The sequence below is a fragment of the Candidatus Brevundimonas phytovorans genome, from assembly GCA_029203145.1.
Classification (GTDB): domain Bacteria; phylum Pseudomonadota; class Alphaproteobacteria; order Caulobacterales; family Caulobacteraceae; genus Brevundimonas; species Brevundimonas phytovorans.
The window spans coordinates 1,567,251-1,593,897 of sequence record CP119309.1 but is presented as its reverse complement, the minus strand read 5'-3'; the positions used below and the strand labels follow the sequence as shown (position 1 = coordinate 1,593,897).

The window sequence follows — 26,647 nt, the reverse complement described above, 5'->3', positions numbered from 1 at the left end:
TTCGGCGTCGCCACAGAGCGTCAGAATCCCGACCATGCAAGTCGTCGAAAAGTCGAACGAAGGCCTCAGCCGCGTGCTCGCGGTGACCATCCCGGTAGCCGAGCTGAACGAAAAGCTGGAAGCGCGCATCAAGGAAGTTGCGCCCCAGATGAAGCTCAAGGGCTTCCGTCCGGGCAAGGTGCCGGCCGCCCACGTCAAGAAGACCTTCGGCCGTGACTTCATGGGCGAAATCATCAACGCCTCGCTGAACGAAACCAGCCAGAAAGCTCTGGAAGACGCCAAGCTGCGTCCGGCCGCCCCGGCCGAGATGAAGCTGATCTCGGACATGGACAAGGTCATCGCCGGTCAGGAAGACCTGGCCTATGAAATGTCGCTGGAAGTCATGCCCGACTTCACCCCGGTCGATCCCAAGACCCTGAAGCTGGAGCGTCCGACCTACACCGCTTCGGACGAGGATCTGGAAGAAGCCCTGAAGGAACTGGCCTCGCAGGCCAAGTCCTATGAGGACAAGAAGGGCAAGGCCGTGAAGGCCGCCGAAGGCGACCAACTGACCATCGACTTCGTCGGCAAGCTGGACGGTGAAGTGTTCGAAGGCGGCTCGGCCGAGGACGCCGACCTGGTGATCGGATCCAACCGCTTCATTCCGGGCTTCGAAGAGCAGCTCAAGGGCGCCAAGGTCGGCGAAGAGAAGACCATCGAGGTCACCTTCCCGGAAGACTACCAGGCCAAGAACCTGGCCGGTAAGCTGGCCACCTTCGACGTCACCGTGAAGGCCATCAAGGCCGAGGCCGAAGCCAAGATCGACGACGAGTTCGCCACCCGCATCGGCCTGGAGTCGCTGGACAAGCTGAAAGAGCTGCTGAAGGCCAATCTGGATCAACAGTACGCGGGCGCCGCCCGCTTCAAGCTGAAGCGCGCCCTGCTGGACCAACTGGACGAGGCGCACAGCTTCGATCTGCCGCCCAAGATGGTGGACGCCGAGTTCGAAGGCATCTGGGCCCAGGTGTCGGCTGACAAGGACGCCGGCCGTCTGCCGGAAGAAGACGCCAAGAAGTCGGACGACGAGCTGAAGGCCGAGTACAAGAAGATCGCCGAACGCCGCGTGCGCCTGGGTCTGGTGCTGGCTGAAATCGGCCGCGCCAACAACGTCGGCGTGACGGACCAGGAGCTTTCGGGCGCCATCATGGCCGAAGCCCGCAACTATCCGGGTCAGGAAAAGATGGTGCTGGACTTCTATCGCCAGAACCCCAACGCCGCCGCCCAACTGCGCGCGCCGATCTATGAAGAGAAGGTCGTCGACCTGATCGTCGGCGTCGCCGACGTCACCGACACGCCGATCTCGAAAGAAGAGCTGCTGAAGGAAGAAGACGAGGGCTAAACCCCTTCTTCTTCTCCAAGCTGAGGCTTCTGATCCCCGTCCCGGTTTTCCGGGGCGGGGATTTGCTTTTGAGCGCCGCCTTGCGCCAAGGCCTCATGAACGCGATATCGTAGGGGGACAGGCGCGCGCTCGGTGAGTCGCGTCCCTCATGCATTCGAGAAGGCCTTCATGCGCGATCCGATCGACTACATCTCCAACAACCTGGTGCCGATGGTGGTGGAGCAATCCAGCCGCGGCGAACGGTCGTTCGACATCTTTTCGCGCCTGCTGCGCGAGCGGATCATCTTCCTGACCGGTCCGTTCGAGGACGGCATGGCCTCGCTGATCTGCGCCCAGCTGCTGTTCCTGGAATCGGAAAACCCGAAGAAGGAAATCAGCATGTACATCAACAGCCCCGGCGGTCAGGTGACCTCGGCGCTCGCGATCTACGACACCATGCAATACATCAAGAGCCCGGTCTCGACCGTGGTCATGGGCATGGCCGCCTCGGCCGGTTCGCTGATCCTGACGGCGGGTGAAGCCGGCCAGCGCATCGCCCTGCCGAACGCGCGGGTCATGGTGCACCAGCCCTCGGGCGGCTTCCGCGGCACGGCCTCGGACATTGAGCGCCACGCCGAGGACATCATCGCCACCAAGCGCCGCCTGAACGAGATCTACGTCCACCACACCGGCCGGACCTATGAGGAAGTGGAGCGCACCCTGGACCGCGACCACTTCATGACCGCCGAAGAAGCCAAGGCCTGGGGCATCGTCGACCACGTCTATGACAAGCGCACGCAAGCCGACGACGACGGCGTGAAGACGGTCTGAACCTGAGGTTCATCGTCTGAGATAGCGAGGCGGGGTCCGGGGACGGGCTCCGCCTCGAATCGTTTCAACGCCCGTGCTATCAGGCGGCCATGCAGTACACGCGCGATTCCAAAGGCTCCGTCGAAGTCGACGGCGACATCTATGAGTGGGAGATCCGCCGGCAGCCTCAGCCCAAGGCGGGCGGGAAGTGGGAGGGCATGGCCGTTACCCTGTGCCTGGTGGACTTCAAGCGCGAGGCCATCATCCAGTTTCCGGCGCCGCTGCGTCCCAACGGCCGGCCGGACGTCGAGAAGCAGCGGGTCAACGTCGATGCGGTGCGCAACGCCGTGGTCTCGGCGATGGAGGCAGGTTGGAACCCGACCTCGCGCGGCAAGCCCATGGTCTTTGACGTGGACGCCGACGGTCACTGACCGTCGGCCCTGCGCGTCGGGCGTGCTCAGGGACGGGCGGTGAAGACGCGGAAGCCCTTTTCAGCGGCGATGGCGATCATTTCGGTGTCGCCCGAGGTGTCGCCATAGGCGGCGGCCAGCGTCATGTCGTCGCCATAGGCGGCGCGCAGACGGCGCACCTTTTCCTCGCCCCGGCAGTTCTCGCCCGCGAAGGCTCCGGTGACGCGGTCCTGAGAATCGAAAACAAGCTGCGTGCCCAGCAGGCCCTCGGCCCCCAGACGGCGGGCGAAGGGGGCGACGGTCGTTTCCGGCGAGGCGGTGACGATGACGCGGTGCGCGCCCTTCTCGCCCCAGGCCTTCCAGCAGGCGAGGGCGTCGGGGCGCATGAAGCGTCCCCAGACCTGATCGGCGTAACGCTCGGCCTCGGCCTCAAGCGCCTGACGCTCCACGCCGTGCAGGAATTCACGCACCGAGGCGGCCTTGATCCGGCCCCGGTCGCGGTCGCCGATGTAGGCCGCCAATGCGGGGGCCATCCTGGCCAGACCGATGGCCCAGCCCGCCGCGCCCGCGCGCCAACGCAAGAAGGCGGTGAAGCTGTCGCGAATCGTCAGGGTGCCGTCGAAGTCGAAGGCGACGATGGGACGGCTCCCCACAGGGGACTGGCGAAACGATTGTGCGGCGCCCATGTCTGACATTAGCCGTGATCCCCATAGAAACTGTGCTGTCCGCCCCTGTTAGCGACATTGTCGTGTCGCAACAGGGTTGTGGCGGAACGTGTGATGGGTGATTGTCTTTTTTTGAAGACCTTCGTGCATAGATTCACGGATCAATGACGAGGTAAGCGCCTTTCGTCCCATGTCGGGCCGGATCGCGGGAGTGAGAAGGGTCTATGACCAAAGCCGCCGGCACAGACGCCAAAAGCACGCTCTATTGCTCGTTCTGCGGCAAGAGCCAGCACGAAGTCCGCAAGCTGATTGCGGGACCGACCGTGTTCATCTGCGATGAATGCGTCGAACTGTGCATGGATATCATCCGCGAAGAGCACAAGATCGCCTTCAAGACGACCAAGGACGGCGTGCCGACTCCGAAGGAGATCCGCGACGTCCTGGACGACTACGTGATCGGCCAGAGCCACGCCAAGAAGGTGCTGAGCGTCGCCGTTCACAACCACTACAAGCGCCTGAACCACGCGACGAAGAACAACGACGTCGAACTGGCCAAGTCGAACATCATGCTGATCGGGCCGACCGGCTCGGGCAAGACGCTGCTGGCCCAGACCCTGGCGCGCATCATCGACGTGCCGTTCACGATGGCCGACGCCACGACCCTGACCGAAGCCGGTTATGTGGGCGAGGATGTCGAGAACATCATCCTGAAGCTGCTTCAGGCGTCGGATTACAACGTCGAGCGGGCTCAGCGCGGCATCGTCTACATCGACGAAATCGACAAGATCTCGCGCAAGTCGGACAACCCGTCGATCACCCGCGACGTGTCGGGCGAAGGCGTGCAGCAGGCCCTGCTGAAGATCATGGAAGGCACCGTCGCCTCCGTGCCTCCGCAAGGCGGCCGCAAGCACCCGCAGCAGGAGTTCCTGCAGGTCGACACCGCCAACATCCTGTTCATCGTCGGCGGCGCCTTCGCCGGCCTGGAGAAGGTGATCTCGGCCCGCGGAGCAGGGGCCTCCATCGGCTTCGGCGCCAAGGTCAAGGAAATCGACGAGCGCCGCACGGGCGACATCCTCAAGGGCGTCGAGCCGGACGATCTGATGCGCTTCGGCCTGATCCCCGAGTTCATCGGCCGTCTGCCGGTTTTGGCGACGCTGGAAGACCTGGACGAGGCGGCGCTGGTCACCATCCTGACCGAGCCGAAGAACGCCCTGGTCAAGCAGTACAAGCGCCTGTTCGAGATGGAGAACGTGACGCTGACCTTCACCGACGACGCCCTGTCGGCGGTCGCCAAGAAGGCGATCACCCGCAAGACCGGAGCCCGTGGCCTGCGTTCCATCCTGGAAGGCATCCTGCTGGAGACCATGTTCGAACTGCCGACCTTCGAAGGCGTCGAGGAGGTCGTGGTCAACGCCGAGGTGATCGAAGGCCGCGCCCAGCCGCTGCTGATCTATTCGGAAAGCTCCAAGAAGAAGGCCGACGGCGCCGCCTGATCGGATGCTGTGAAGTCGGAAGGGGGCGGCGCCGGCGACGGCCCGCCCCCTTTGCCGTTCCGGCCTGATCTGCGGCCCCGGCGCCACAGACCCGCCGCGGTGGAGATGACTTACCCGGCCGCCAACAGCGCATGAACCGGCCTCTGTGTCGGAGAGGGCCGATCAGGACGTCCACCGTGGCCGTCGAAACACGCATCTGTGGGCCATCCGCCCGCCACGCTTGAACACGGCGTCACACGAACCACATACTCACACGAAAGCCGCCGGAATCGGCGGGTCGTTCTGAGGAGTCCCGGCATTCGCGCCGAGGCGTTTCAGGGCGGCGGGCCGGAGATCTCCGATGGCCCAGGAAAGTACGCATCATGACCGAGAGCAAAATCCTCCCCGTCCTGCCGCTGAGAGACATCGTCGTCTTTCCGCACATGGTCGTGCCGCTGTTCGTAGGACGCGAGAAGTCCGTCCGGGCGCTGGATGAGATCATGAAGGGCGACAAGCAGATCCTGCTGGCCACCCAGAAGAACTCCGTCGACGACGATCCGGCGGCGGACGCCATCTATCAGACCGGCGTCCTGGCCACTGTCCTGCAACTGCTGAAGCTGCCCGACGGCACCGTGAAGGTGCTGGTCGAGGGCAAGGGCCGTGCGCGCCTGACCCGGTTCACCGACCGCGAGGACTACTACGAGGCCGAGGCCGTCGAGATCGCCGATGAAGAAGGCGACGCATCTCAGAGCGAAGCCCTGCTGCGCGCGGTGATCGAGCAGTTCGAAAACTATGTGAAGCTGAACAAGAAGGTCCCGCCCGAGGCCCTTAGCTCCATCCCCCAGATCAGCGACCCGTCCAAGCTGGCGGACAGCGTGGCCGCCCACCTGTCGGTGAAGATCGCCGACAAGCAGGGCCTGCTGGAAACCATCGACGTGCCCGCGCGCCTGGAGAAGGTCTATGGCCTGATGGAGGGCGAAATCAGCGTCCTTCAGGTCGAGAAGAAGATCCGCTCGCGCGTGAAGCGCCAGATGGAGAAGACCCAGCGCGAATATTATCTGAACGAGCAGATGAAGGCGATCCAGCGCGAGCTGGGTGAGACCGACGACACGCGCGACGAACTGCTGGAACTCGAAAAGCGCATCCGCAAGACCAAGCTGTCCAAGGAGGCCCGGACCAAGGCCGAGGCGGAGCTGAAGAAGCTGCGCAACATGTCGCCGATGTCGGCGGAATCGACCGTGGTGCGCAACTACCTCGACTGGCTCCTGTCCGTGCCGTGGGGCAAGGCCAAGACCAAGCCGATCGACCTGCAAAAGGCCGAGGACATCCTCGAGGAAGATCACTACGGCCTGGAGAAGGTCAAGGAACGGATCATCGAGTATCTGGCCGTCCAGGCGCGCACCGGCAACCTGAAGGGCCCGATCCTGTGCCTGGTCGGTCCTCCCGGCGTCGGCAAGACCTCGCTGGCGCAATCCATCGCCAAGGCGACGGGGCGTGAATACGTCCGCATGTCCCTGGGCGGCGTGCGCGACGAGAGCGAGATCCGCGGCCACCGCCGGACCTACATCGGCTCCATGCCCGGCAAGATCATCCAGTCGATGAAGAAGGCGAAGACGACCAACGCCTTCGTCCTGCTGGACGAGATCGACAAGCTGGGCTCCGACTGGCGCGGGGATCCGTCCTCGGCCCTGCTGGAAGTGCTGGACCCGGCCCAGAACTCGACCTTCGGCGACCACTATCTGGAGGTCGACTACGACCTGTCGCAGGTCATGTTCGTGACCACGGCCAACAGCCTGAACATGCCTCAGCCCCTGATGGACCGGATGGAGATCATCCGGGTCAGCGGCTACACCGAGGACGAAAAGGTCGAGATCGCCAAGCGTCACGTCCTGCCGAAACAGCTCAAGGATCACGGCCTGAAGGAAGGCGAGCTGATCGTCCCGGAAGAGACAATCCGCGACCTGATCCGCTACTACACACGTGAAGCCGGCGTGCGTTCGCTGGAACGCGCCCTGGGCGGCTTGGCCCGCAAGGCCGTGCGCGAGATGGCCAAGACCAAGGCCGTCTCCATCACCGTCGACGCGGCCAAGCTGGCCGAATATGCGGGCGTGAAGAAGTTCCGCTACGGCGAGACGGACGCTGAGGATCAGGTGGGCATCGTCACCGGCCTGGCCTGGACCGAGTTCGGCGGCGACATTCTGACCATCGAGGCGATCAAGATGCCGGGCCGTGGTCGCATGACCGTGACTGGCAACCTGAAGGAGGTGATGAAGGAGTCGATCTCCGCCGCCGCCTCCTACGTCCGCAGCCGCGCCCTCAGCTTCGGCGTCAAGCCGCCGGTGTTCGAGAAGACCGACATCCACGTCCACGTGCCGGACGGCGCCACGCCCAAGGACGGCCCCTCGGCCGGCGTGGCGATGACCGTGGCCATGGTCTCGGTCCTGACGGGCATCCCGATCCGCAAGGACATCGCCATGACCGGCGAGATCACCCTGCGCGGCCGGGTTACGGCCATCGGCGGCCTGAAGGAGAAGCTGCTGGCGGCCCTGCGTTCGGGTGTGAAGACGGTGCTGATCCCTCAGGAGAACGAGAAGGATCTGGAGGATGTGCCGGAGAACGTGAAGGCGGCGCTGGAGATCATTCCGATCTCGACCGCCGATGAGGCGCTGAAGTGGGCGCTGACCGGTACGCTGACGCCCGTGGAATGGGACGAGGCGGCCGAGCCGCTGCTGCCCGCGCCTCAGGCGGCGCCGACCCAGGACGGAACCGCCGTCAGCCACTGAGGCTGACTGAGCTTTCGAAGACCGACGCGCGGCCCGGGGCGACCCGGGCCGCGTTGTCGTTTCAGAGGCGAGCGTCTTTGACGCGGCGGCTCGGAAGCTCTTAAGTGCGCCCCGGGGAAAATGCTGGGGAGCAGAACCAATGAACAAGACCGAGTTGATCGGCGTCATGGCCGAGGCGGCGGGCATCAACCGCGACCAGGCCAAGCTGGCGCTGGAGGCCTTTACCGACAATGTGACGGCTGCGCTGACGCGCGGGCATGACGTGCGCCTGGTGGGCTTCGGCAGCTTTGTCGCCGTGGATCGCAAGGCCGGCGCCGCCCGCAATCCGCAGACCGGCGAGACCATCGCCCGCGCCGCGTCGCGCACCGCCCGCTTTCGGGTTGGGGAAGGATTGAAAAGCGCCTTGAACGGCTGAGCAGAGACAGGCATGAAGCGCGCCTGACGCACGCGTCATGAGGGCGGCTAGCTCAGCTGGTCAGAGCATCTCGTTTACACCGAGAGGGTCGGCGGTTCGAACCCGTCGCCGCCTACCAATTTTCAAGAAAAGTCAGATATTTGCCGCCCTGGGGTCTTCCTCGCGGGCGTGTCTTGCCGCCAAGGGGAGGCGTGGCCCTGCGCCATTCAGGTTCTGGATCAGCGATCCTTGAGAGCGCGATGCGGGCTTGGAAAAAGCAACACAGGTTATTGCGCTGTGCGCTCCGATCTCTAGGCAGGAAGATTCACGTCGCTTGCCCGAGGTCAGACTGCTGATGATGTTGTTCCGTCGCCCCTCCGCGGGCTCGAAGACCGAAGCCTGGTCCGCAGCAGGGCTGGGACTGGTTCTGGCCTTCTTTCTCGCGACGAGCGGCGTGGCCTGGCTCAACGTCCAGGTGCTCAAGGCGAACAACCAGCAGATCATTCATACCCATCAGGTGATCGTTGCGGTCGACGACCTTCTGTCGACCGTTCAAGACGCAGAGACCGGCCAGCGCGGATATCTGCTTACGGGCAATCCCATTTATCTCCAGCCCTACGACATCGCATCGGCCGCGGTGACGCGTCGTCTGGAGGATGTGGCGCGCCTGACCCAGGACAATCCGGTGCAGCAGGCCCATCTGAGCCAGGTCCGCAGGCACGTGGACGCCAAGATGAGCGAGTTGGAGGCTACAATCCAGGGGCGCCGCACCGAAGGTCTGCAGGCCGCCGTCGCCCGGATGAATACGGACCGCGGCAAGGCGGAGATGGACGCCATCCGGGCCCAGGTGAATCTGATGCGGCAGGAGGAGCAGAAGCTTCGCCTCGCACGCCTTGAGGCGATGGATGCGGCCTATCGCACCGCCTTGATCAGCGGCGTCCTGTCCGGCCTGCTGGGCGCCGCCCTGACTTTGGGCATCTACGCCCTCATCCGACGGAGCGTTCGTCAACGTGCGCGTCAGGAATGGATTCACAAGGGGCAGGTCGGTCTGGCGGACGCCATGATGGGCGATCAGTCGGTCGAGCAACTGGCGAACAGCATCCTGGCCTATCTGGCGCGCTACGCCGATGTTCAGGCGGCGGCGCTGTTCAAGGGGGAGGGCGGCGTTTTCCGGCGGGTCGCCGCGCTCGGCGTTCCGGCCGATGCGCCGATCCCAGACCGTTTCGGCTCGCGCGAGGGCCTGTTGGGACAGGTGGCCGCCGAAGGGCGCGCCATGGCCGTGCCGGATGTGCCCGAGGGCTATCTGACGATCGGCTCGGCGCTAGGGCGCGACAGGCCGCGGCACCTGATCATCGCTCCAGGCCGGGCTGACGGCGAGGTCAACGCCGTCCTCGAACTCGGCTTCCTGCATCTTCCCGACGATCGTCTGATGGCGCTTCTGGAGGAGACGGCGCCGTTGATCGGCGCCGGGTTGCGCTCGGCCCGCTATCGCGCCCGTCTGCAGGACATGCTGGAGGAGACCCAGCGTCAGTCCGAGGAGCTTCAGGTCCAGAGCGAAGAACTGCGGGTCTCGAACGAGGAACTGGAGGAGCAGGGGCGCGCCCTCAAGGAATCCCAGGCGCGGCTGGAACAGCAGCAGGCGGAACTGGAACAGACCAACAGCCAGCTGGAGGAACAGGCTCAGGTTCTGGAAACCCAGCGCGATGATCTGGAACGGGGATCGGCCGCGCTGGGGCTGAAGGCGCGGGAGCTGGAGCAGGCCAGCCAGTACAAGTCCGACTTCTTGGCCAATATGTCCCATGAGCTGCGAACCCCGCTCAATTCGCTCCTGATCCTGTCGAAGCTGCTGGCTGACAATCCTGACGAGACGCTGTCGGAGGAGCAGGTCAAGTACGCGCGCACGATCCAGTCCTCGGGCAATGATCTGCTGACCCTGATCAATGACATTCTGGACCTGTCCAAGATCGAAGCCGGCCATATCCAGGCGCGCCCCGAGGCGGTGTCCGTACAACGCCTGGGCGATGACATTCGGCAGATGTTCCAGCCGGTGGCCGATGATCGCGGCCTGGCCTTCGAGATCGACCTGGGATCGGGCGCTGATGCGCTGGAGACGGATCGCCAAAGGCTAGAGCAGATCCTGAAGAACCTGCTGTCGAACGCCTTCAAGTTCACCGAGAAGGGCAAGGTGACGCTGTCGGTTTCGGCGGTCGGCGCGGACGAGGTGGCCTTTGCGGTTTCGGATACGGGCATCGGCATCACCCCGGATCAGCAGAAAAGCGTGTTCGAAGCTTTCCAGCAGGCGGACGGCACCATCAGCCGTCGCTACGGCGGGACCGGTCTGGGCCTGTCCATCTCACGCGAGCTCGCGCGGCTGCTCGGCGGGCGTATTCGCCTGGAAAGCCGGCCCGGCGAGGGCAGCGTCTTCACCCTGACCCTGCCGCGCACCTACGACGCCGCCCACGTTGCGTCGCGAGAGGCCCCGGTGGCTGCTGCGGCTGGCGCTTCGGCCTCGGCCGCGCCTGTGACGGCGGAATCCAGGCCCCTGGCCCGTACTCTGGACGATGATCGCGATCATCTGGCGGGGGCGCGTCGCCTGCTTCTGGTGGTGGAGGACGACGACCGCTTCGCCGCCATCGTCCGCGACCTGTCGCGCGAGATGGGGTTCCAGTGCATTCTGGCGGGCACAGCTGAGGAGGCCGTGAAGCTGGCCAAGCGCTATCGGCCCAACGCCGTGGTGCTCGACATCGGCCTGCCCGACCAGTCCGGCCTCACGGTGCTCGATGTGCTCAAGCGTGACGACGAAACCCGGCATATTCCCATCCATGTCGTCTCTGCCGACGATCACAGCCAGACCGCGCTGTCGCTGGGGGCGATCGGCTATGTGATGAAGCCGGTGGCGCGCGAGGCCCTGGCCGAGGTGCTCCGAACCCTGGAGGAGAAGCTGACGCGCACGATGCGTCGCGTCCTCATCGTCGAGGATGACGTGGTTCAGCGCGAGGCGGTCAGCAAGCTGCTGGAATCCCGAGATGTAGAGACGGTGGGTGTCGGGACGGCGGCGGAATGTCTGCAGCAACTCAAGAGCCAGACATTTGACTGCATGGTGCTGGACCTGACCCTGCCGGACGCGTCGGGATTCTCCCTGCTGGAGACGCTCAGCCGCGAGGGCGGGCAGGGCTATCCGCCGGTCATCGTCTATACCGGCCGCGACCTGTCGCCGGAGCACGAGCAGCAGCTTCGCCGCTATTCCAGCTCCATCATCATCAAGGGCGCCAAGTCGCCTGAACGGCTGCTGGACGAGGTCTCCCTGTTCCTGCACCAGGTGGTGTCGGAACTGCCGCCCGAACAGCAGAAGATGATCCGCAAGGCCCGCCACCGCGACGCTGTGCTGGAAGGCCGGCGGATTCTCATCGTCGAGGATGATGTGCGCAACATCTACTCCCTGACCAATGTGCTGGAACCGCGCGGCGCCCGCATCGAGATCGCGCGCAACGGCAAGGAGGCGATCGAACGCCTGGAGCGGTCGGCTGAAGATCCGGCGCAGTCCATCGATCTGGTCCTGATGGACGTCATGATGCCCGTCATGGACGGCCTGACCGCCACGCGCGAGCTGAGGAAGGACCCGCGCTGGCGCGACCTGCCGGTGCTCATGCTGACGGCCAAGGCCATGCCCGACGATCAGGAGCGCTGTATTGCGGCGGGGGCCAACGACTACATGGCCAAACCCCTGGATGTGGACAAGCTGCTGTCGCTCGTACGTGTATGGATGCCGCGTTGAGCCCGGTCGCCCCCCACGAGGTGGAAGACATAGAGATCCAGTTGCTGCTGGAGGCGCTGTTCCAGCGCTACCACTATGACTTCCGTCATTATGCGCGAGCCTCCATCAAGCGCCGCCTGCTCCAGGCCCGCAGCCATTTCGGCCTGCCGAGCCTGACGGCGCTTCAGGAGCGCGTCCTGCACGACGCGGAGATGCTGCCGCAGCTTTTGGGTTTCCTGACGGTCCAGGTCAGCGAGATGTTCCGTGACCCCGCCTATTTCCGGGCCTTGCGCGAGCAGGTGCTGCCGCATCTGAGAACCTATCCGTCCCTGAAGGTGTGGATCGCGGGATGCAGCGCCGGCGAGGAGGTCTATTCACTCGCCATCCTGTTCCGGGAGGAGGGCCTGTTCGACCGGACGATGTTCTACGCCACGGACATCAATCCTGACGCGCTGCGGGCGGCGGAGGCCGGCGTTTACTCGCTGGATCGCATCCGAAAGTTCACTGAAAACCACCAGAAGTCCGGCGGTCGCACCTCGCTGTCGGACTACTACACCGCCGACTATGGTCGGGCGGTGTTCGACAAGTCCCTGAGGGCCAATGTCGTCTTCTCGGACCATAGCCTGGTGTCGGACGCGGTCTTCGGCGAGATGCAGCTGATCTCGTGCCGCAATGTGATGATCTATTTTGATCGTCCGCTTCAGGACCGCGCCGTCGGCCTGTTCAAGGACTCCCTGGCGCGCGGCGGCTTTCTGGGGATCGGCTCCAAGGAGAGCTTGCGCTTCTCGAAGCACGCCGGGGCCTTTGCGGACTTCGTGTCGGAAGAGAAAATCTACCGGATGCGCGAGCCATGATCCCTGATCCTGCCCGCGCCGTCGTGATCGGCGCCTCGGCCGGTGGCGTACAGGGGCTGCTCGCCATCCTTCCGGCGCTGCCTGGCGACTTTCCGCTGCCGATCCTGGTCGTGCTGCATGTGCCGGCGGACCGCAGCAATGTGCTGGCGCCCCTGTTCGCGTCCAAATGCGCGCTGACCGTCAAGGAGGCGGAGGACAAGGAGCCGGTGGAGCCTGGCGTGGTCTATTTCGCCCCATCCGACTATCATCTGTTGGCGGAGACGGACGGAACCCTGGCCCTGTCGTCCGATGAATTGGTCAACTATTCGCGCCCGTCGATCGACGTCCTCTTTGAAAGCGCCGCCGACGCCTATGGCGGGGGTCTGGTCGGGATTGTCCTGACCGGCGCCAATGAAGATGGAGCCGCCGGGCTGAGGGCGGTCGCCGCCGCCGGCGGTCTCGCTGTCGTCGAAGATCCGGCGTCCGCCTACGCCCGACCCATGCCGGAGGCCGCGCTTCGCGCCTGCCCGGCGGCGCAAGTGATGTCGCTCGCGCGCATTCTCGAATTCCTGAAAGGACTAGGACAAGCATGACTAGCCCGGAGAAGCCGATCCATCTCCTGCTTGTGGACGATCTCGAGGAGAACCTCCTCGCCCTGGAAGCTCTGCTGAAGCGTGACGGCGTGGTCTGTCTCAAGGCCCGGTCGGGCGACGAGGCGCTGGAGCTTCTGCTGGTGCATGAGTTCGCCCTCGCCCTGATCGATGTCCAGATGCCGGGGATGGACGGGTTTCAGCTCGCGGAGTTCATGCGCGGCAACGCCAATGCACGCCATATCCCCATCATCTTCGTCACGGCCGGCAGCGCCGATCAGCAGCGACGCTTCAGGGGCTATGAGGCCGGGGCGGTGGACTTCATCCAGAAGCCAGTCGAGACAGACATCCTCAAGAGCAAGGCGAACGTCTTCATCGAGCTTTACCGACAGCGGCAGGAAATCCAGTCCCATCGGGACGAACTGAAGGCCTATGCAGCCGCCCTGAGCGCCGCCGACCGTCGCAAGAACGACTTCATCGCCATGCTGGGGCATGAACTGCGCAATCCCGTCATGGCCTTCCGGGCGGGGCTTCATCTCCTTGAGCGTCAGAAGGACCCGGAGAAGGACGCCTTGATCCACGCCCGGATGGAGGTTCAGGCCCACCACCTGTCGCGGTTGATCGAGGATCTGCTGGACGTGGCCCGCATCGACCAGGGGAAGATCTCACTGAAGCGTGAGCGCGTGACGGTTCAGAGCATCATCGACTCGGCGGTCGACACCAGTCGGCCCAAGATAGACGCCGGGCGCCACGACCTGACGGTCGACATGCCGGGCGCCCCGATCTGGCTCGACGGCGACTTCACGCGCCTGTCCCAGGTGGTCAGCAATCTGCTGACCAATGCGGCCAAGTACACGCCGTCTGAGGGCCGCATCGAGGTGTCGGCGAACCGGGTCGAGGACCGGGTGCGTATCGATGTCGCCGACAACGGCGTCGGGGTGCCCCCTGAAATGCAGGCCCGCGTCTTCGATCTCTTCACGCAGTCGAGCGGGCCGGACGACCGGTCGAGCGAAGGTCTCGGCATCGGCCTCGCCCTGGTGCGCGAACTGGTCGAGATGCACGAGGGCGCCGTGGAGCTGGAAAGCGGGGGCCAGGGGGCGGGCAGCCGGTTCACCGTCTGGATTCCCGTCGCCGGCTAAGCGCGCCGCCGCGCCTGAACGACCTTCGCCGTTCGGAACCGGTCGGGCGGCGAAAGGTTCGTACTGCGAATGTAGAGCTTGTCGCTCGCCGATGGCGATCGACGGCCCTGAGCAGGAGCAGTTCATGCAGAAGACGAAGGCGGCGGACCACGCCAGGACAGCGAAACGCGCGCGCGCCGTGACGCCCGAAAAGGCCAAGGCGGAGGCCATCGCCAAGGCGAGATCATCGGCGCCAGATCTGGTCGCACGGATCGGCAGCACGCCGGCCACCAAGTTCCGGGGCGACCCGGACATCTTCGGTCGGCTGGTCGAGGATCATGATCGCCACCGCGCGCTTCTGGCGATGATGCACGAGACGCAGCCAGGGTCCGCCGAGCGCGAGGGGCTATTCGAAGAACTGGTTTACGAATTGAAGGCGCATGCCGCCGCCGAGGAGCAGGCCCTCTGGTCCAGCGTCTTGCGGAATCCCGCCACCACTGACTTCGCGCGCCACGCCATCGCCGAGCACAAGGAAATCGACGAACTTCTGGCGGATCTCGCCGCACGAGACATGGCGTCTCCAGGCTGGCTCCGCCGTTTCGCCGCCCTGCGCGACGAATACCTCCATCACATTCGTGAGGAGGAACAGGAGCAGTTTGTCGCTGCAGAAGAGGCGCTGACGCCCGCGGACCGCCGCCACATGCGCGCGGTCTTCAATCGGCGAAAGAAGGAAGAGAAGGCGACCGCAGAGATCGAAAAGAAGATCCGCCTGAAGCCGTAATCGCCGCCTAGCCGCGCAAGCTGCCGGGGAAGGCGCGAGGCGGGGAGCGATCGGGTTTCAGGCGTTCGGGCGGCAGGGGCGTGACGCGGCGGCCCAGCGCGAAGCCGACGGGACGAGTCTCGAACAGGGGAGCGAAGGCGGCGTCGAGAAGGTTCAGGCCTCCGGCGTAGGCGCCGAAGGCGGGCAGGATCAGGCGCTGGCCATCGGAAGCGAAGCATCGGCGGCGAACGCCGCCGGCCGGGCCGTGAATGCGGGCGCAAGGATGCAGGTGCCCGGCCACCTCGCCGCGAACCGGGCGCGGCGAGGGATCGTGACGCAGGGTGAGGCCGGCCGCCTGGACGACCGCCGCCGTTTCGCCGCCCAGGTCGCCGGCGCCGTCCGGGTCGTGGTTACCGCAGACCCAGATCAGTCGCAGCCGCGCGGCGAGGGCGCGGAGCCGGTCCTTTTCGGGCGCGGCGATCCGGCTTTCGGCGCCGCCGTCATGAAGGGTGTCGCCCAGCAGGACGACCGACCGGGGGGCCAGGGCGGCGACCTCCTGTTCCAGGCGGTTCAGCGTCTCGCGCGTGTCGTAGGGAGGCAGCATCTGTCCCCGGGCGGCATAGGCCGAGCCCTTTTCCAGGTGCAGGTCAGCGACGACCAGCATGGCTTCGTGCGCCAGCCATAGAGCGCCGGACGCCCGTAGCGTCGCCTCCACCCCGGCCAGGCGGACCGTCAGGGCCCCGTCGTGACTGCCGGCCGCCATCTCCGTCACGGTCAAGACATGGCCTCGTGGATCAGGGCGGCGTCCTCCAGCATCATGTCGGCGGCCGAGGTTCCGGGCGCGCGCTCCTTGCCGATCTCCATCAGCAGAGGGACGGCGAAGGGCGACAGGCGGGCCAGTCGCTCGACCCGTATGCGGCCGGAGATACGCGTCAGCAACTCAGCCAGACGCGCCACGTCCAGCAGGCCGCGCGCAGCGTCCTCGCGGGCGCAGGACAACAGCAGATGATCCGGGTCATGACGGCGCAGGGTGTCGTAGATCAGGTCGGCGGAGAAGGTGACCTGGCGGCTGTTCTTCTCGTGCCCGGGCATGCGCCGCTCGATCAGGCCGGAGATCAGGGCGCATTCCTTGAAGGCGCGTTTCATCATGAAGCTCTCGTCCAGCCAGGCTTCCAGGTCGTCGCCCAGCATGTCCTGCTCGAACAGGGCGTCGAAATCGAGGCCCTCCATCGGCCGCATGGCCCAGATGCACAGGGCGTAGTCGTTGGCCAGATAGCCGATCGGGCCCACCCCGGCCCGGTCGAGCCGCCGGGTGATCAGCATGGCGAGGGTGGTGTGGGCCAGCCGCCCCTCAAAGGCGTAGCAGACCATGAAATGCCGCTTGCCCCGGCTGAAGGTCTCCACCAGCAGGTCGTCCTCGCCCGGCAGGCTGGAGTGGTCCTTCTGCGCGTGCAGCCATTCGCAGACATCGGGCGGCAGACGCGACCAGGCGGCCTCGTCGCTCATCATTTTCCGCACACGCTTGGCGAGATAGGTGGACAGGGGGAATTTCGAACCGCCCCAGCTGGGGACCTTGGGCTCGTCCGAGGTCGAGCGGGTGACGATGGCGTCGGTCCCCTCGACCCCCTCGAAACGCCAGACCTGGCCCGCAAAGAGGAAGCTGTCGCCGGGCGACAACTGTTCAAAATACCACTCCTCGGCCTGACCGATCATGCGGCCTGATCCGCGACGGCCTGGCAGACGGATATTCAGCGTCTGGGAGGTGACGATGACGCCGACATTCATCCGGTGTCGTCGCGCCGTCTCTTCGTTCCGCACCCGCCACAGCCCGTCGAGGCCGCGGATGATGCGACGAAAGCGATCATAGGTCTTGAGCGCATAGCCGCCGGTCGAAACGAAATCGACCACCTGCTCCCAGGCCTCCCATGTCAGCCCGGCGTAGGGCGCGGCGCGGATCACTTCCTCATAGAGGGCTACAAGGTCGAAGGGCTCGGAGCAGGCGCAGCCCATGACGTGCTGGGCCAGGACGTCGCGCGCGCCGACGCGCGGCGGATCGCCGTCTAGGGCATTGTCCGCCACGGCCTCAGCCGCCGCCTGACATTCGAGCATTTCGAACCGGCTGGCGGGTACGAGCACGGCGCGAGAGGGGTCGTCCAGCCGGTGATTGGCCCGGCCGATGCGTTGAACCAGTCGCGATGAGCCCTTGGGCGCCGCCAACTGGATGACCAGATCGACCGCCCCCCAGTCGATGCCGAGGTCCAGCGTCGAGGTGCAGACGACGGCGCGCAGTTCGTTGCGCGCCATGGCCGCCTCGACCCGGCGGCGCTGTTCGGCGGACAGGCTGCCGTGGTGCAGGGCGATGGGCAGATTGTCGTCGTTCAGCCGCCACAGCTCCTGAAAAGCGAACTCGGCCTGCCAGCGGGTGTTGACGAAGACCAGGGTGGTCCCCGCTGTCTTGATGGTCTCATAGACCTCGGCCATGGCGTGCTGAGCGGTGTGACCGGCCCAGGGGACGCGGTTCTCGGACAGCAGAACCTCCAGCTGAGGCGGGGCGCCGGGCTGGCCCATGACCAGATCGTCGCCGCGATCCGACAGCCAGCGCCGCACGCGCGCCGGATCATCCACCGTGGCCGACAGGCCGACGCAGCGCAAATGGGGTGAGAAGCTTCGCAAACGGGCGAGGCCCAGCGCCAGCAGGTCGCCGCGCTTTGAGCCGTAGACGGCGTGGATCTCGTCGATCACCACGCAGCGCAGATTCTCGAAATAGTCGCGCGCCCCTTCCCAGGCGCAAAAGAGCGCCAGTTGTTCCGGGGTGGTCAGCAGGATGTCGGGCGGGGCGATCCGCTGGCGCTGGCGGCGGGCCTGGCCGGTGTCGCCGGTGCGGGATTCGACCACGATGGGCAGGTCCATCTCGCGCACCGGCGTCAGCAGGTTGCGCTCGACATCCACGGCCAGAGCCTTGAGCGGCGAGATATAGAGGGTGTGCAGGGATTTCGGCCCGTTGCGCGGCCCGCGCTCGGCCAGGTCGATCAGGCTGGGCAGAAATCCGGCCAGGGTTTTGCCGCCCCCGGTTGGGGCGATCAGCAGCACGTCGGAGCCCAGCTCAGCCTTCTCGATCATGGCCAGTTGGTGCGCGCGCGCCGACCAGCCGCGGCTGGCGAACCAGTCACGGAAGCGGGGCGGCAGCCGGTCGGAGGCGAGGTCGCAGGTGTCCAAGCGTGATGATCCCAGGGGCAGGAAGTCGAATATAGGCGCGTTCTTGTTCTGTTTCACCTCTGCATCGGAGATCGAGACTGAGGCCGGGCCTCGCCAAGGCCTGGACGAGAGCAACCCTCGCCCACAAGGCGCGTTCCGTCGTCCGGTCTCAAAGCAAGGCTTGGAGAGAAGGGCGAATGGCGGGACTGACCCGGAAACGAGATTTGAGGAGCGGCCGCTCCCTATGGGCCGACAGTGCTTTCCTTGGCGTGCCGGCTCGCCCCTTGAAGCAGGCGATCTCGGTCGACGTCGCTATTGTCGGCGCCGGGATCAGCGGCGCGCTGATGGCCCATGAGCTGTCGCGGGATCATGAGGTGGCGGTTCTGGATCGCCGCCCCCCGCTGACGGGGTCGACCCTCGCCTCGACCGCGCTCCTGCAATGGGAGATCGACCTGCCGTTGACGGCGCTGGCCAGGAAAATCGGGCAGGCCGACGCCCGACGGGCCTATCTGCGGTCCCGAAGGGTGGTGGACGACCTTGGGCGTATCGTGGCCGACGAGCAGATTCGATGCGGGTTTCAGCCCCGAAAGGCCCTCTATCTGGCTGGCGACGCCTATGGGCGGCGAGCGCTGGAGGCGGAGGCCGAGGCGCGGGCGGTGATCGGGCTGGACAGCCGGTTCCTGACGGCGGCCGAACTGGGGGAGCAGTTCGGCGTCGAGCGGACAGGGGCCATTCTGAGCGGGGGCTCGGCCAGCGCCGATCCGGCCCAGCTGGCGGCTGGCTTGCTTCGGCGCGCAGCGGGACGGGGCGCGCGGATCTATTCGCCGGTCAAGGTCATGCAGGCGGCGTCCGACCCGGACGGGGTCACGCTGCTGACCGACGAGGGCCTGGCCGTGCGGGCGTCGGCGGTGGTCTTCTGCTGCGGTTATGAGCGGCCGGAGGGCGTCTCGGCGCCGGATTCCGAGGTGATTTCGACCTGGGCTCTGGCCTCCAAGCCGGGAGCAAACCTTCCGGCCTGGCTGAGCGAGACCATGGTCTGGGAAGGAGCTGATCCCTACCTCTACATGCGCACGAGTCGAGACGGGCGCTTGATCGTCGGCGGCGAGGACGAGGCCTCGGCGACCGCGCATGCGGACCCCGCGCTGATGCACAAAAAGCGCGACCGAATCCTGGCCAATGTGAAGCGGCTTCTGCCCGAGGTGGAGATGGAGGTCGACTATGTCTGGGCGGGCGCCTTTGGCGAAAGCGCGACGGGGCTTCCCCATATCGCGCCGGTGGAGGGTTTGGATCACGCCTGGGCGGTGATGGGGTTCGGCGGCAACGGCATCACCTATTCTGTGATCGCCAGCCAGGTGGTCGCGACCGCCCTGAGGGGCCAGAATGACCCGGACGCCGATCTCTATCGTCGCTGACAGGGCGGGGCGCGGGCTAATCCAGCATCCGTTCGAGGGTCGCCAGTTCGTCCGCCTCCTTGGCCGGCTTGTCCCAGCGGATGCGGCTGATGCGGGGAAAGCGCATGGCGACGCCGGACTTGTGGCGCTTGGAGCGCTGCAGGCCCTCAAAGGCGACCTCCAGCACCAGGCCGAACTCGCGCGTGGCCGTGACGGAGCGGACGGGACCGAAGCGGTCGATCGTGTGGTCGCGCACGAACTTGTCGAGCTGCTTCAGCTCTTCGTCGGTGAAGCCGAAGTAGGCCTTGCCGACCGGGGTCAGCACATGGATGCCGTCCGCGTCCTCGGTCCAGACGCCGAAGGTGTAGTCGGAATAGAAGCTGGAGCGTTTGCCGTGGCCGCGCTGGGCGTACATCAGCACGGCGTCGATCAGGTGCGGATCGCGCTTCCATTTGAACCACGGCCCCTTGGGGCGACCGGCTTCATAGACGCTGTCCAGTCGTTTCAACATCAGCCCCTCAGCGGCTTGTGCGTCGCCCGACGGCGGCTCGGCCCGCTGGGCGGCGAGGGCGTCCCAGGTCTCGAACGGCACCAAGGGCGACAGGTCGATGCGGTCTGACCCGGCGGCGGCGACAAAGGCCTCCAACCGCGCGCGGCGCTCGACGAAGGGCAGGGCGCGTAAGTCTTCGCCGTCGGCCGCCAGCAGATCGTAGGCGCGTATGCCGGCAGGATGGCTGACCATCAGCTTGGCGTCGGCGGTCTTGCGGTTCAGCCGTTGTTGCAGGTCGCCGAAGGGGGCGGCCCGTCCGTCGCGCAGCACCAGAAGCTCACCGTCGATGACCCCCTCATAGGTCAGGGCGGAGACGACATCGGGAAAGGCGCCAGATACATCTTCGCCGGTGCGGCTGTAGAGGCGTTTGACTCCGCCCTCGCTGACGGCCTGAACCCGGATGCCGTCCCATTTCCATTCGGCGGCGTAGGCGGCGGGGTCCAGCCTGGGCAGGTCGATGGTTTCGTCAATCGGCTGGGCCAGCATGACGGGGCGAAAGCGGCCGTGCGCCATGGCCGAGGGGCGCTCGGTCTTGCCGTCCAGCCAGGCTAGAAGGTCGGCGTAGGGCGGGCTCTGCGCGTGCCAGACCTCCTGAATATCTGCGACCTCGACGCCGCCGAAGTCCGCCGCCGCCTGCCAGGCCAGCCGCGCCGACACGCCGACGCGCAAACCGCCCGTCACGAGCTTCAGCAAGGCCCAGCGTCCGTCGGCGTCGAGAGCGTCCAGCCACCCTTCCAGCAGGCCCTGTACCTCGGCGCGCTTGGCTGTGTTCAGGGTATCTACCACCTCGGACAGTTCGGGCTCGCGGTTGGCGCCGTGACGCGCGGGCCAGATCAGGGCGACCGTCTCGGCCAGGTCGCCGACATAGTCGTAGGAGAGGCGGAACAGTTCGGCGTCGACGCGTCCCTCGACCACCTGTCGGATCATGGCGGGCTTGGCGGCGGTGAAGGACAGGGCGCCGGTCAGGGCGGCCAGGGCCCAGCCCCGGTCGGGATCGGGCGCATCGGCCAGATGATCGCGGATCAGCCGGAGCTTGGCGTTGCGCGAGGCTGTGAAGGACAGTCGGTCGAGCAGGGCGGCGAAGGCGCGCATCAGTCGTCGTCCTCGTCTTCATAACCGACCAGGTGAAGGGCGCGGGCCGAAAGCCCCTGCAGTTCGGCCCAGCGGCGCAGGGCGTCGTCGCGGCCGTGGGTGATCCAGATCTCCTGAGGTGAGAGTTCGGTCAGGGTGGCGGTCAGCTCGTCCCAGTCGGCGTGGTCGGACAGGATCAGCGGCAGTTCGACGCCGCGCTGGCGCACCCGCGCCCGCACGCTCATCCAGCCCGAGGCGAAGGCGGTGACAGGATCGGGGAAGCGTCGGCTCCAGCGGTCGGCGATGGCGGAGGGCGGGGCGACGACGATACGCCCGGCGAAGTCGGCCTTTGATCCGGTCGCCGGGGCCAGAGGTCCCAGATCGACGCCGAAATGCTCGTAAAGACGGTTCAGCCGTTCGAGCGCGCCGTGGACATAGATGGTCTCGTCATAGCCGGCCTCGCGCAGCAACCGGATGACCCGCTGGGCCTTGCCCAGGGCGTAGGCGCCGACCAGATGGGCGCGCTCTGGGAACTGCTGGACGGAGCGCAGCAGGCGGCCGATCTCCTGCGTGTCGGGCGGATGGCGAAAGACCGGCAGGCCGAAGGTGGCCTCGGTGATGAAGACGTCGCTGGGCACCGGCTCGAAGGCGGCGCAGGTCGGGTCGCGCCGACGCTTGTAATCGCCCGAGGCGGTGATGGTCACACCGCCGTGGCGCACTGTCGCCTGGGCCGAGCCGAGGACGTGCCCGGCGGGGGCCAGCGACACCTCGACGCCGCCCACTTGGAGCCGTTCGCCATAGGCCAGGGCTTGTGTTTGCCCTGCGAAGTCGGCGCCGTAGCGCTCGCCCATGATGGCCAGGGTCTCGGGCGTGGCCAGGACGGCGCCGTGGCCGGCACGCGCATGGTCGGCGTGACCGTGGGTGATGACGGCCCGATCCACCGGGCGCGGCGGGTCGATGTAGAAGTCGCCTTCCTGGCACCATAGGCCGCCAGGCGTTGGTCGCAGGACCGAGGCGAAAGCGTGATCGGGCAGGGACATGCGCGTGAGGGTCGCTTTCAAGGCCAGTCGGACATCAGGGCCCGGCCCTGAACAGGGCAGGGAAACGGAGCCATGAAGGTCAGGGTTCCGCCGTCGTCTCCATCATACGGCCACGCTGGACCTTTCGGATCTCGGAACATATCATGAACATATGGCCCGTATTGAACTCAGGCGAAAGCTCTCCATCCTGTCCGATGCGGCCAAGTATGACGCCTCGTGCGCGTCGTCCGGCGCGCCTAAGCGCAACTCTCTCGACGGCAAGGGCGTAGGCTCGACCGAGGGCATGGGCATCTGCCACGCCTATACGCCGGACGGGCGCTGCGTCAGCCTGTTGAAGATCCTGCTGACCAATTTCTGCATCTATGACTGCGTCTATTGCATCAACCGCTCGTCCTCGAACGTCGAACGGGCGCGGTTCACGGTGGACGAGGTCGTCGATCTGACCCTGGCCTTCTACAAGCGCAACTATATCGAGGGGCTGTTTCTATCGTCCGGTGTCGTGCGCTCGGGCGACTATACGATGGAGCAACTGGTCGAGGTCGCGCGCCGTCTGCGCGAGGATCATGACTTTCGCGGCTATATCCATCTGAAGCTCATCCCGGAGGCGGATGAACGGCTGGTGGCGCTGGCGGGGCGGTATGCCGACCGGCTGTCGGCCAATATCGAGCTGCCGCGCGACGAGGCCCTGGGGCGGCTGGCGCCGGAGAAGGACGTCCGCCTGATCCGCAAGACCATGGGACAGGTGCGGCTGAGGCTGGAAGCGGCCAAGCCGGAGAAGCGCGACCGGCATCGGCCGCCCGCTTTTGCGCCCGCCGGTCAGTCGACGCAGTTGATCGTCGGCGCGGACGGGGCGCCGGACACGGAAATCCTCGACCGTAGCGCCTCTCTCTATGGCGGCTATGGCCTGCGCCGCGTCTATTATTCGGCCTTCAGTCCTATTCCCGACAGTTCCAGCATCCTGCCGCTGTCGAAACCGCCGCTGATGCGGGAGCATCGGTTGTATCAGGCCGACTGGCTGATGCGCTTCTATGGCTTCAGCGCGCCCGAGATCGGGGAGGGGGCATCGGACGGCATGCTGGATCTGGCGGTCGATCCCAAGCTGGCCTGGGCGCTGAAGCGTCGCGACATCTTCCCCACCGACGTCAATCTGGCGGCGCGCGAAGACCTGTTGCGCGTACCGGGGCTGGGGGTGAAGGCGGTGGATCGCATCCTGTCAGTCCGGCGCTATCGCACCTTGCGGCTGGAAGACGTGGCGCGGTTGACGCGGTCGATCGACAAGGTGCGGCCCTGGATCATCGCCCTCGACTGGACGCCGGGCGGTTTGACGGATGCGGAGGACCTGCGCGCGCGGCTGGCGCCGCAGCGGGCCCCGGAACAGTTGAGCCTGTTCTGATGCATAGGGTGGTTCTGGCCAGCGAGACGGATTTCGCGGGGTGGAAGGCGGGGGCGCGGGCGTTGCGTCTCGGCGGCGTCGAACCCGCCGGCGCATGCTTCGTCGCCGGAAAGGCGGTGCAGGGCGGGCTGTTCGGGTCGGACATCGAGACGCCGCCGCCGCAGGGTGAAGCCTTCGCCGTCCCGCGCGCCTTCCTGGACACGGCAGGCGACCTGATCCTGCACCGCGCGCCGGATCGCTTTGACTTGATGTATCGGCTGCTGTGGCGGCTGCAGGGCGAGCCCGATCTGATGCGGGTGGTGTCCGATCCCGATGTCGCAGCGGCGGCCGAACGGGTGAAGAATGTTCACCGCGCGGCGCACAAGATGAAGGCCTTCGTCCGATTTCGCGAGACGAGGGATGCGGACGGCGAGCGCTGGGTCGCCTGGTTCGAGCCGGCGCATCGCGTGCTGGAGAAGACGGCGCCCTTTTTCGCGCGGCGGTTCAGCACCATGCGGTGGTCGATCCTGACGCCCGACGGGACTGCTCATTGGGACGGCGAGGCCCTGACCTTTGGTCCGCCCGGTCGTCAGGACGAGGCGCCGCAGGAGGACGAGGTCGAGGATTTCTGGCGCACCTACTACGCTTCGACCTTCAATCCGGCGCGTCTGCGCACGCGCATGATGCAGTCGGAGATGCCGAAGCGGTACTGGAAGAACCTGCCCGAGGCGTCCCTGATCCCCGGACTGGTGGCCTCGGCGGCGACCCGCACCGAGGTCATGGTCTCCGAACCTTCGCCCCCGCCCAATGAGAAGTTCCAGCGTCTGCGCGCACCGACCGTCGATCGAACCTCGACCGATGACCTTGTCGCCGCGGACCTGGCGGATCTGGAGCGAGGGCTGCAGAACTGCCGTCGCTGCCCTCTATGGCGGGATGCGACCCAGGGCGTTTGCGGACGGGGACCGCACGAGGCGCGGCTGATGATTGTCGGCGAGCAGCCGGGGGATCAGGAAGACCTGGCAGGCCAGCCTTTCGTCGGGCCAGCCGGTCAGGTTCTCGACGCCGCCCTGGCCGAAGCGGGCATTGATCGCTCCGGGGTTTACCTGACCAATGCGGTCAAGCACTTCAAGTATGAGCCGCGCGGCAAACGCAGACTGCACAGAACGCCGAACGCGGGCGAGGTCCAGGCCTGCCGCTGGTGGCTGGATCAGGAGCGGCGGCTGGTGAAGCCCCGTCTGATCCTGGCTTTGGGCACCACGGCGGGGCTGGCGCTGCTGGGAAGAAAACCTGCGATCCAGGCGGAGCGGGGGCGGGTGGTCGAGGCGCCCGACAGCGCTCCGATCCTGCTGACAGTTCACCCGGCCTATATCCTGCGCCTGCCGGACGCCGAGGCGCGGTCCAGAGAGCGAGACGCCTTTGTCGCGGATTTGCGGGCCGCCAGGAAGGCGGTCGGATCGGGCTGAAAGGACGCGCGGGGGCGGCGTCTCAGGCGGCGGCGTCGAGCTCCTGCGTGAGGGCGCCGGGCAGCAGAGGGTCTGAAGGGAAGCCGAGTTGGGGATTGCTCCTCACCTCGATCAGGCGCTCGCCGTGGTAGAGGCATAGCGTCGAGAAGCCGAACCATTCCGCCATGACCGGACCCAGGGCCCGTCGGGCGCCGGCGTCGTCGCAGGCGTCCAGAACCCGAATTTCACGCGCCGGAACGCCGGGCATGTTAACGATGCAATAGTATGAAATCACGCCACTTTCCCCGATTTGGCGCTTCAAACGATCTTGCAGCCAAAGGGTTCCGTCCAAAGCCGCCTTGCCTTGGCCGCCGGCCGCTCTGACGGAGCTATCCTGTCAGAACCTCGGCGGCCTCGGGAAAGCGCTGGGCCAGACGGGCCGCCCAATCGGCGGCGGGGATGCGGGCCAGGCGCGCCTCTCGGGGGCGGGAAAGGACCAGGGCGGCGGCCTCGCGGTGTGCGGGCCAGTCCATCAGCAGCCGCATGGCCGCCTCGAAATCCGGGTGGGTCGCGGCATGGGCGAAGGCCCGGTCCAGGGCCTCTACGTCGTCGAAGTCGGGCAGGCGCGAGAGATAGTCGCGAAGAACGGGCGCCGACAGGTCGCGCTCGAACAGGCTCCACCGCATGTCCTGGGCCTCCTGTCGGTGTCCCTCGGCGTCCAGAACGTCGATGGAGGCGGCTTCCCAGGCCGGGGTCAGACGCGGGGCGCCTTCCTTTGGATTGTGGCCGAAGGTCCAGCGGCGGTTGAGCGGCGATGGGCTGAGGGCGGCCTCCAAAGCCGCGCGGGCCTCGGCGGTCCGACCCACCGCCAGCAGACGACGGGCGATGTCGGCGGCCAGGTCGGGCGATCCGGCCTGCTCGGGCGTGACAAGCGAGAGCCAGAGATCGAGGTCTTCAGCCCTGTCCGCCAGGCGGCGCACCAGATTCCGACCCGCCGGGGTCTTCCTGGCCGAGGCGTCCAGACTGTCGAGCAGGCGACGCGCCGTGCGGACGCCGAGCGCTTCGCCGGCTGCGGATATCCAGCGGCCATAGTCCTGAGGGCGTCGGCCAAGGGCGTCGATCAGGTCACGCAAGGCGTCGTCGTCCACGGTTTCGGCCAGAAGAAAGAGATCAGGCGCGGCCTCGTCGAAGATGGCGCCGAGTTCGCCCTTGGTGTCCTTCACGCGGGCGGCCAGGCCCGGATAGAGGTCGAACCAGCGGACCAGGACGGCCAGCGCCTGGCCGGGCGCCTCCGTCGCCAGACGCCCGCTGGCCATCCGGCGGTGGGCGTTCAGGTCGTCGATCAGTTCGCCGCGCTTGCGCCAGGAGACGCGGGTGCGGGCGGCGGCGAGGGCGGTCAGGCGCTTGTCGATCTCCTGCGCCAGGACGTCGGGGCCGAGTTCAGCCGCCAGTTCGAGGCGAAGGCGGCGTTTGAGGTTGGCGTTCCCGGCGCCGGCCTCGATCAGCAGATCCGCCAGGCGAGGCGCGCCGAGATGGGCAAGGTTGGCGGCGGAAAGCCGGTTCGAAATCCTGGAAGGTCGCGCCATGATGTCCCTTGGCCGGGCGAGGCCGCCCACAGGCTGAGCCTTATAGCATGGATG

The 26,647-nt window shown here is 66.3% G+C and carries 21 protein-coding genes and 1 tRNA gene; 15 read left to right on the top strand and 7 right to left on the bottom strand.

All coding sequences use genetic code 11. The features are described from left to right. Positions 1-34 precede the first annotated feature (34 nt). From tig to P0Y52_07620, 3 genes are all read left to right on the top strand, one after another. Complete coding sequence (gene tig, locus P0Y52_07630; GenBank protein ID WEK59396.1) at positions 35-1,378, top strand: trigger factor; 1,344 nt, start codon at positions 35-37, stop codon at positions 1,376-1,378. A gap of 168 nt (positions 1,379-1,546) precedes the next feature. Continuing rightward, positions 1,547-2,188, top strand: coding sequence for an ATP-dependent Clp protease proteolytic subunit (locus tag P0Y52_07625; GenBank protein WEK59395.1), 642 nt, complete (start codon positions 1,547-1,549; stop codon positions 2,186-2,188). 89 nt (positions 2,189-2,277) lie between these two features. Next, on the top strand, positions 2,278-2,598 hold the full coding sequence (locus tag P0Y52_07620; protein WEK59394.1) for a hypothetical protein: 321 nt from the start codon (positions 2,278-2,280) through the stop codon (positions 2,596-2,598). 26 nt (positions 2,599-2,624) lie between these two features. On the opposite strand, the gene P0Y52_07615 is transcribed toward P0Y52_07620, so the two are convergent. Then, positions 2,625-3,272 (bottom strand): HAD-IB family hydrolase, encoded by a 648-nt coding sequence (locus P0Y52_07615; protein WEK59393.1) that lies wholly within the window; start codon positions 3,270-3,272, stop codon positions 2,625-2,627. 194 nt (positions 3,273-3,466) lie between these two features. Between P0Y52_07615 and clpX the strand changes: the two genes are divergently transcribed. The 9 genes from clpX (at position 3,467) to P0Y52_07570 (ending at position 14,967) form a co-directional block, all read left to right on the top strand. Next, positions 3,467-4,735, top strand: a complete 1,269-nt coding sequence (gene clpX / locus P0Y52_07610) for an ATP-dependent Clp protease ATP-binding subunit ClpX (GenBank protein ID WEK59392.1) — start codon at positions 3,467-3,469, stop codon at positions 4,733-4,735. Positions 4,736-5,097: 362 nt separating this feature from the next. Beyond that, on the top strand, positions 5,098-7,497 hold the full coding sequence (gene lon, locus P0Y52_07605) for an endopeptidase La (protein WEK59391.1): 2,400 nt from the start codon (positions 5,098-5,100) through the stop codon (positions 7,495-7,497). Positions 7,498-7,636: 139 nt separating this feature from the next. Then, a complete protein-coding gene (locus P0Y52_07600) occupies positions 7,637-7,912 on the top strand; it encodes an HU family DNA-binding protein (GenBank protein ID WEK59390.1) in 276 nt (91 codons plus the stop codon). A 41-nt stretch (positions 7,913-7,953) separates the two neighbouring features. Continuing rightward, positions 7,954-8,030, top strand: a tRNA-Val gene (locus P0Y52_07595). Between the two features lie 219 nt (positions 8,031-8,249). Then, on the top strand, positions 8,250-11,666 hold the full coding sequence (locus tag P0Y52_07590; GenBank protein WEK59460.1) for a response regulator: 3,417 nt from the start codon (positions 8,250-8,252) through the stop codon (positions 11,664-11,666). After that, entirely contained in the window at positions 11,651-12,499 is an 849-nt protein-coding gene (locus P0Y52_07585) for a protein-glutamate O-methyltransferase CheR (protein WEK59389.1), read from the top strand. Before P0Y52_07590 ends, P0Y52_07585 begins: the two co-directional genes overlap by 16 nt. Further along, positions 12,496-13,071 carry a chemotaxis protein CheB gene (locus tag P0Y52_07580; GenBank protein WEK59388.1) on the top strand — a complete coding sequence of 192 codons (576 nt, stop codon included), beginning with the start codon at positions 12,496-12,498 and terminating at the stop codon, positions 13,069-13,071. Before P0Y52_07585 ends, P0Y52_07580 begins: the two co-directional genes overlap by 4 nt. Continuing rightward, positions 13,068-14,207: a hybrid sensor histidine kinase/response regulator gene (locus tag P0Y52_07575; GenBank protein WEK59387.1), complete on the top strand. Its 1,140-nt coding sequence runs from the start codon at positions 13,068-13,070 to the stop codon at positions 14,205-14,207. Before P0Y52_07580 ends, P0Y52_07575 begins: the two co-directional genes overlap by 4 nt. Before the next feature lie 124 nt (positions 14,208-14,331). Beyond that, positions 14,332-14,967, top strand: a complete 636-nt coding sequence (locus P0Y52_07570) for a hemerythrin domain-containing protein (GenBank protein WEK59386.1) — start codon at positions 14,332-14,334, stop codon at positions 14,965-14,967. A gap of 7 nt (positions 14,968-14,974) precedes the next feature. On the opposite strand, the gene pdeM is transcribed toward P0Y52_07570, so the two are convergent. Both pdeM and P0Y52_07560 read right to left on the bottom strand, forming a co-directional pair. Further along, entirely contained in the window at positions 14,975-15,709 is a 735-nt protein-coding gene (gene pdeM / locus P0Y52_07565) for a ligase-associated DNA damage response endonuclease PdeM (protein ID WEK59459.1), read from the bottom strand. 11 nt (positions 15,710-15,720) lie between these two features. Continuing rightward, positions 15,721-18,162 carry a ligase-associated DNA damage response DEXH box helicase gene (locus tag P0Y52_07560; GenBank protein ID WEK59458.1) on the bottom strand — a complete coding sequence of 814 codons (2,442 nt, stop codon included), beginning with the start codon at positions 18,160-18,162 and terminating at the stop codon, positions 15,721-15,723. Between the two features lie 263 nt (positions 18,163-18,425). On the opposite strand from P0Y52_07560, the gene P0Y52_07555 reads away from it, so the two are divergent. Continuing rightward, complete coding sequence (locus tag P0Y52_07555) at positions 18,426-19,553, top strand: FAD-binding oxidoreductase (GenBank protein ID WEK59385.1); 1,128 nt, start codon at positions 18,426-18,428, stop codon at positions 19,551-19,553. 16 nt (positions 19,554-19,569) lie between these two features. Here P0Y52_07555 and P0Y52_07550 read toward each other — a convergent pair whose 3' ends face one another. Together P0Y52_07550 and P0Y52_07545 are read right to left on the bottom strand one after the other, a co-directional pair. Further along, a complete protein-coding gene (locus P0Y52_07550; protein ID WEK59384.1) occupies positions 19,570-21,174 on the bottom strand; it encodes a cisplatin damage response ATP-dependent DNA ligase in 1,605 nt (534 codons plus the stop codon). Next, a complete protein-coding gene (locus tag P0Y52_07545) occupies positions 21,174-22,193 on the bottom strand; it encodes a ligase-associated DNA damage response exonuclease (protein ID WEK59383.1) in 1,020 nt (339 codons plus the stop codon). The genes P0Y52_07550 and P0Y52_07545 overlap by 1 nt, the downstream gene beginning before the upstream one ends. Positions 22,194-22,344: 151 nt before the next feature. Here P0Y52_07545 and P0Y52_07540 point away from each other — a divergent pair, with 151 nt between their 5' ends. Continuing rightward, the gene (locus P0Y52_07540) at positions 22,345-23,586 is read left to right on the top strand and encodes a putative DNA modification/repair radical SAM protein (protein ID WEK59382.1); all 1,242 of its coding nucleotides are present in this window, start codon (positions 22,345-22,347) and stop codon (positions 23,584-23,586) included. Continuing rightward, positions 23,586-25,028: a UdgX family uracil-DNA binding protein gene (locus P0Y52_07535; protein WEK59381.1), complete on the top strand. Its 1,443-nt coding sequence runs from the start codon at positions 23,586-23,588 to the stop codon at positions 25,026-25,028. The genes P0Y52_07540 and P0Y52_07535 overlap by 1 nt, the downstream gene beginning before the upstream one ends. Before the next feature lie 22 nt (positions 25,029-25,050). Here the strand turns inward: P0Y52_07535 and P0Y52_07530 are convergent, their stop codons facing one another. After that, positions 25,051-25,302, bottom strand: a complete 252-nt coding sequence (locus tag P0Y52_07530) for a hypothetical protein (protein WEK59380.1) — start codon at positions 25,300-25,302, stop codon at positions 25,051-25,053. Between the two features lie 94 nt (positions 25,303-25,396). After that, complete coding sequence (locus tag P0Y52_07525; protein WEK59379.1) at positions 25,397-26,593, bottom strand: hypothetical protein; 1,197 nt, start codon at positions 26,591-26,593, stop codon at positions 25,397-25,399. Between the last annotated feature and the right edge of the window lie 54 nt (positions 26,594-26,647).

Excerpts from the sequence above, each read along its gene's own strand:
- pdeM (WEK59459.1), bottom strand. The coding sequence starts at position 15,709 with ATGGCGGCCGGCAGTCACGACGGGGCCCTGACGGTCCGCCTGGCCGGG.
- clpX (WEK59392.1), top strand. The coding sequence starts at position 3,467 with ATGACCAAAGCCGCCGGCACAGACGCCAAAAGCACGCTCTATTGCTCG.
- P0Y52_07525 (WEK59379.1), bottom strand. The coding sequence starts at position 26,593 with ATGGCGCGACCTTCCAGGATTTCGAACCGGCTTTCCGCCGCCAACCTT.
- P0Y52_07535 (WEK59381.1), top strand. The coding sequence starts at position 23,586 with ATGCATAGGGTGGTTCTGGCCAGCGAGACGGATTTCGCGGGGTGGAAG.
- P0Y52_07615 (WEK59393.1), bottom strand. The coding sequence starts at position 3,272 with ATGTCAGACATGGGCGCCGCACAATCGTTTCGCCAGTCCCCTGTGGGG.
- P0Y52_07625 (WEK59395.1), top strand. The coding sequence starts at position 1,547 with ATGCGCGATCCGATCGACTACATCTCCAACAACCTGGTGCCGATGGTG.
- P0Y52_07570 (WEK59386.1), top strand. The coding sequence starts at position 14,332 with ATGCAGAAGACGAAGGCGGCGGACCACGCCAGGACAGCGAAACGCGCG.
- P0Y52_07600 (WEK59390.1), top strand. The coding sequence starts at position 7,637 with ATGAACAAGACCGAGTTGATCGGCGTCATGGCCGAGGCGGCGGGCATC.
- P0Y52_07620 (WEK59394.1), top strand. The coding sequence starts at position 2,278 with ATGCAGTACACGCGCGATTCCAAAGGCTCCGTCGAAGTCGACGGCGAC.
- tig (WEK59396.1), top strand. The coding sequence starts at position 35 with ATGCAAGTCGTCGAAAAGTCGAACGAAGGCCTCAGCCGCGTGCTCGCG.
- P0Y52_07590 (WEK59460.1), top strand. The coding sequence starts at position 8,250 with ATGTTGTTCCGTCGCCCCTCCGCGGGCTCGAAGACCGAAGCCTGGTCC.
- P0Y52_07585 (WEK59389.1), top strand. The coding sequence starts at position 11,651 with ATGGATGCCGCGTTGAGCCCGGTCGCCCCCCACGAGGTGGAAGACATA.
- P0Y52_07575 (WEK59387.1), top strand. The coding sequence starts at position 13,068 with ATGACTAGCCCGGAGAAGCCGATCCATCTCCTGCTTGTGGACGATCTC.
- lon (WEK59391.1), top strand. The coding sequence starts at position 5,098 with ATGACCGAGAGCAAAATCCTCCCCGTCCTGCCGCTGAGAGACATCGTC.
- P0Y52_07540 (WEK59382.1), top strand. The coding sequence starts at position 22,345 with ATGGCCCGTATTGAACTCAGGCGAAAGCTCTCCATCCTGTCCGATGCG.
- P0Y52_07545 (WEK59383.1), bottom strand. The coding sequence starts at position 22,193 with ATGTCCCTGCCCGATCACGCTTTCGCCTCGGTCCTGCGACCAACGCCT.
- P0Y52_07550 (WEK59384.1), bottom strand. The coding sequence starts at position 21,174 with ATGCGCGCCTTCGCCGCCCTGCTCGACCGACTGTCCTTCACAGCCTCG.
- P0Y52_07580 (WEK59388.1), top strand. The coding sequence starts at position 12,496 with ATGATCCCTGATCCTGCCCGCGCCGTCGTGATCGGCGCCTCGGCCGGT.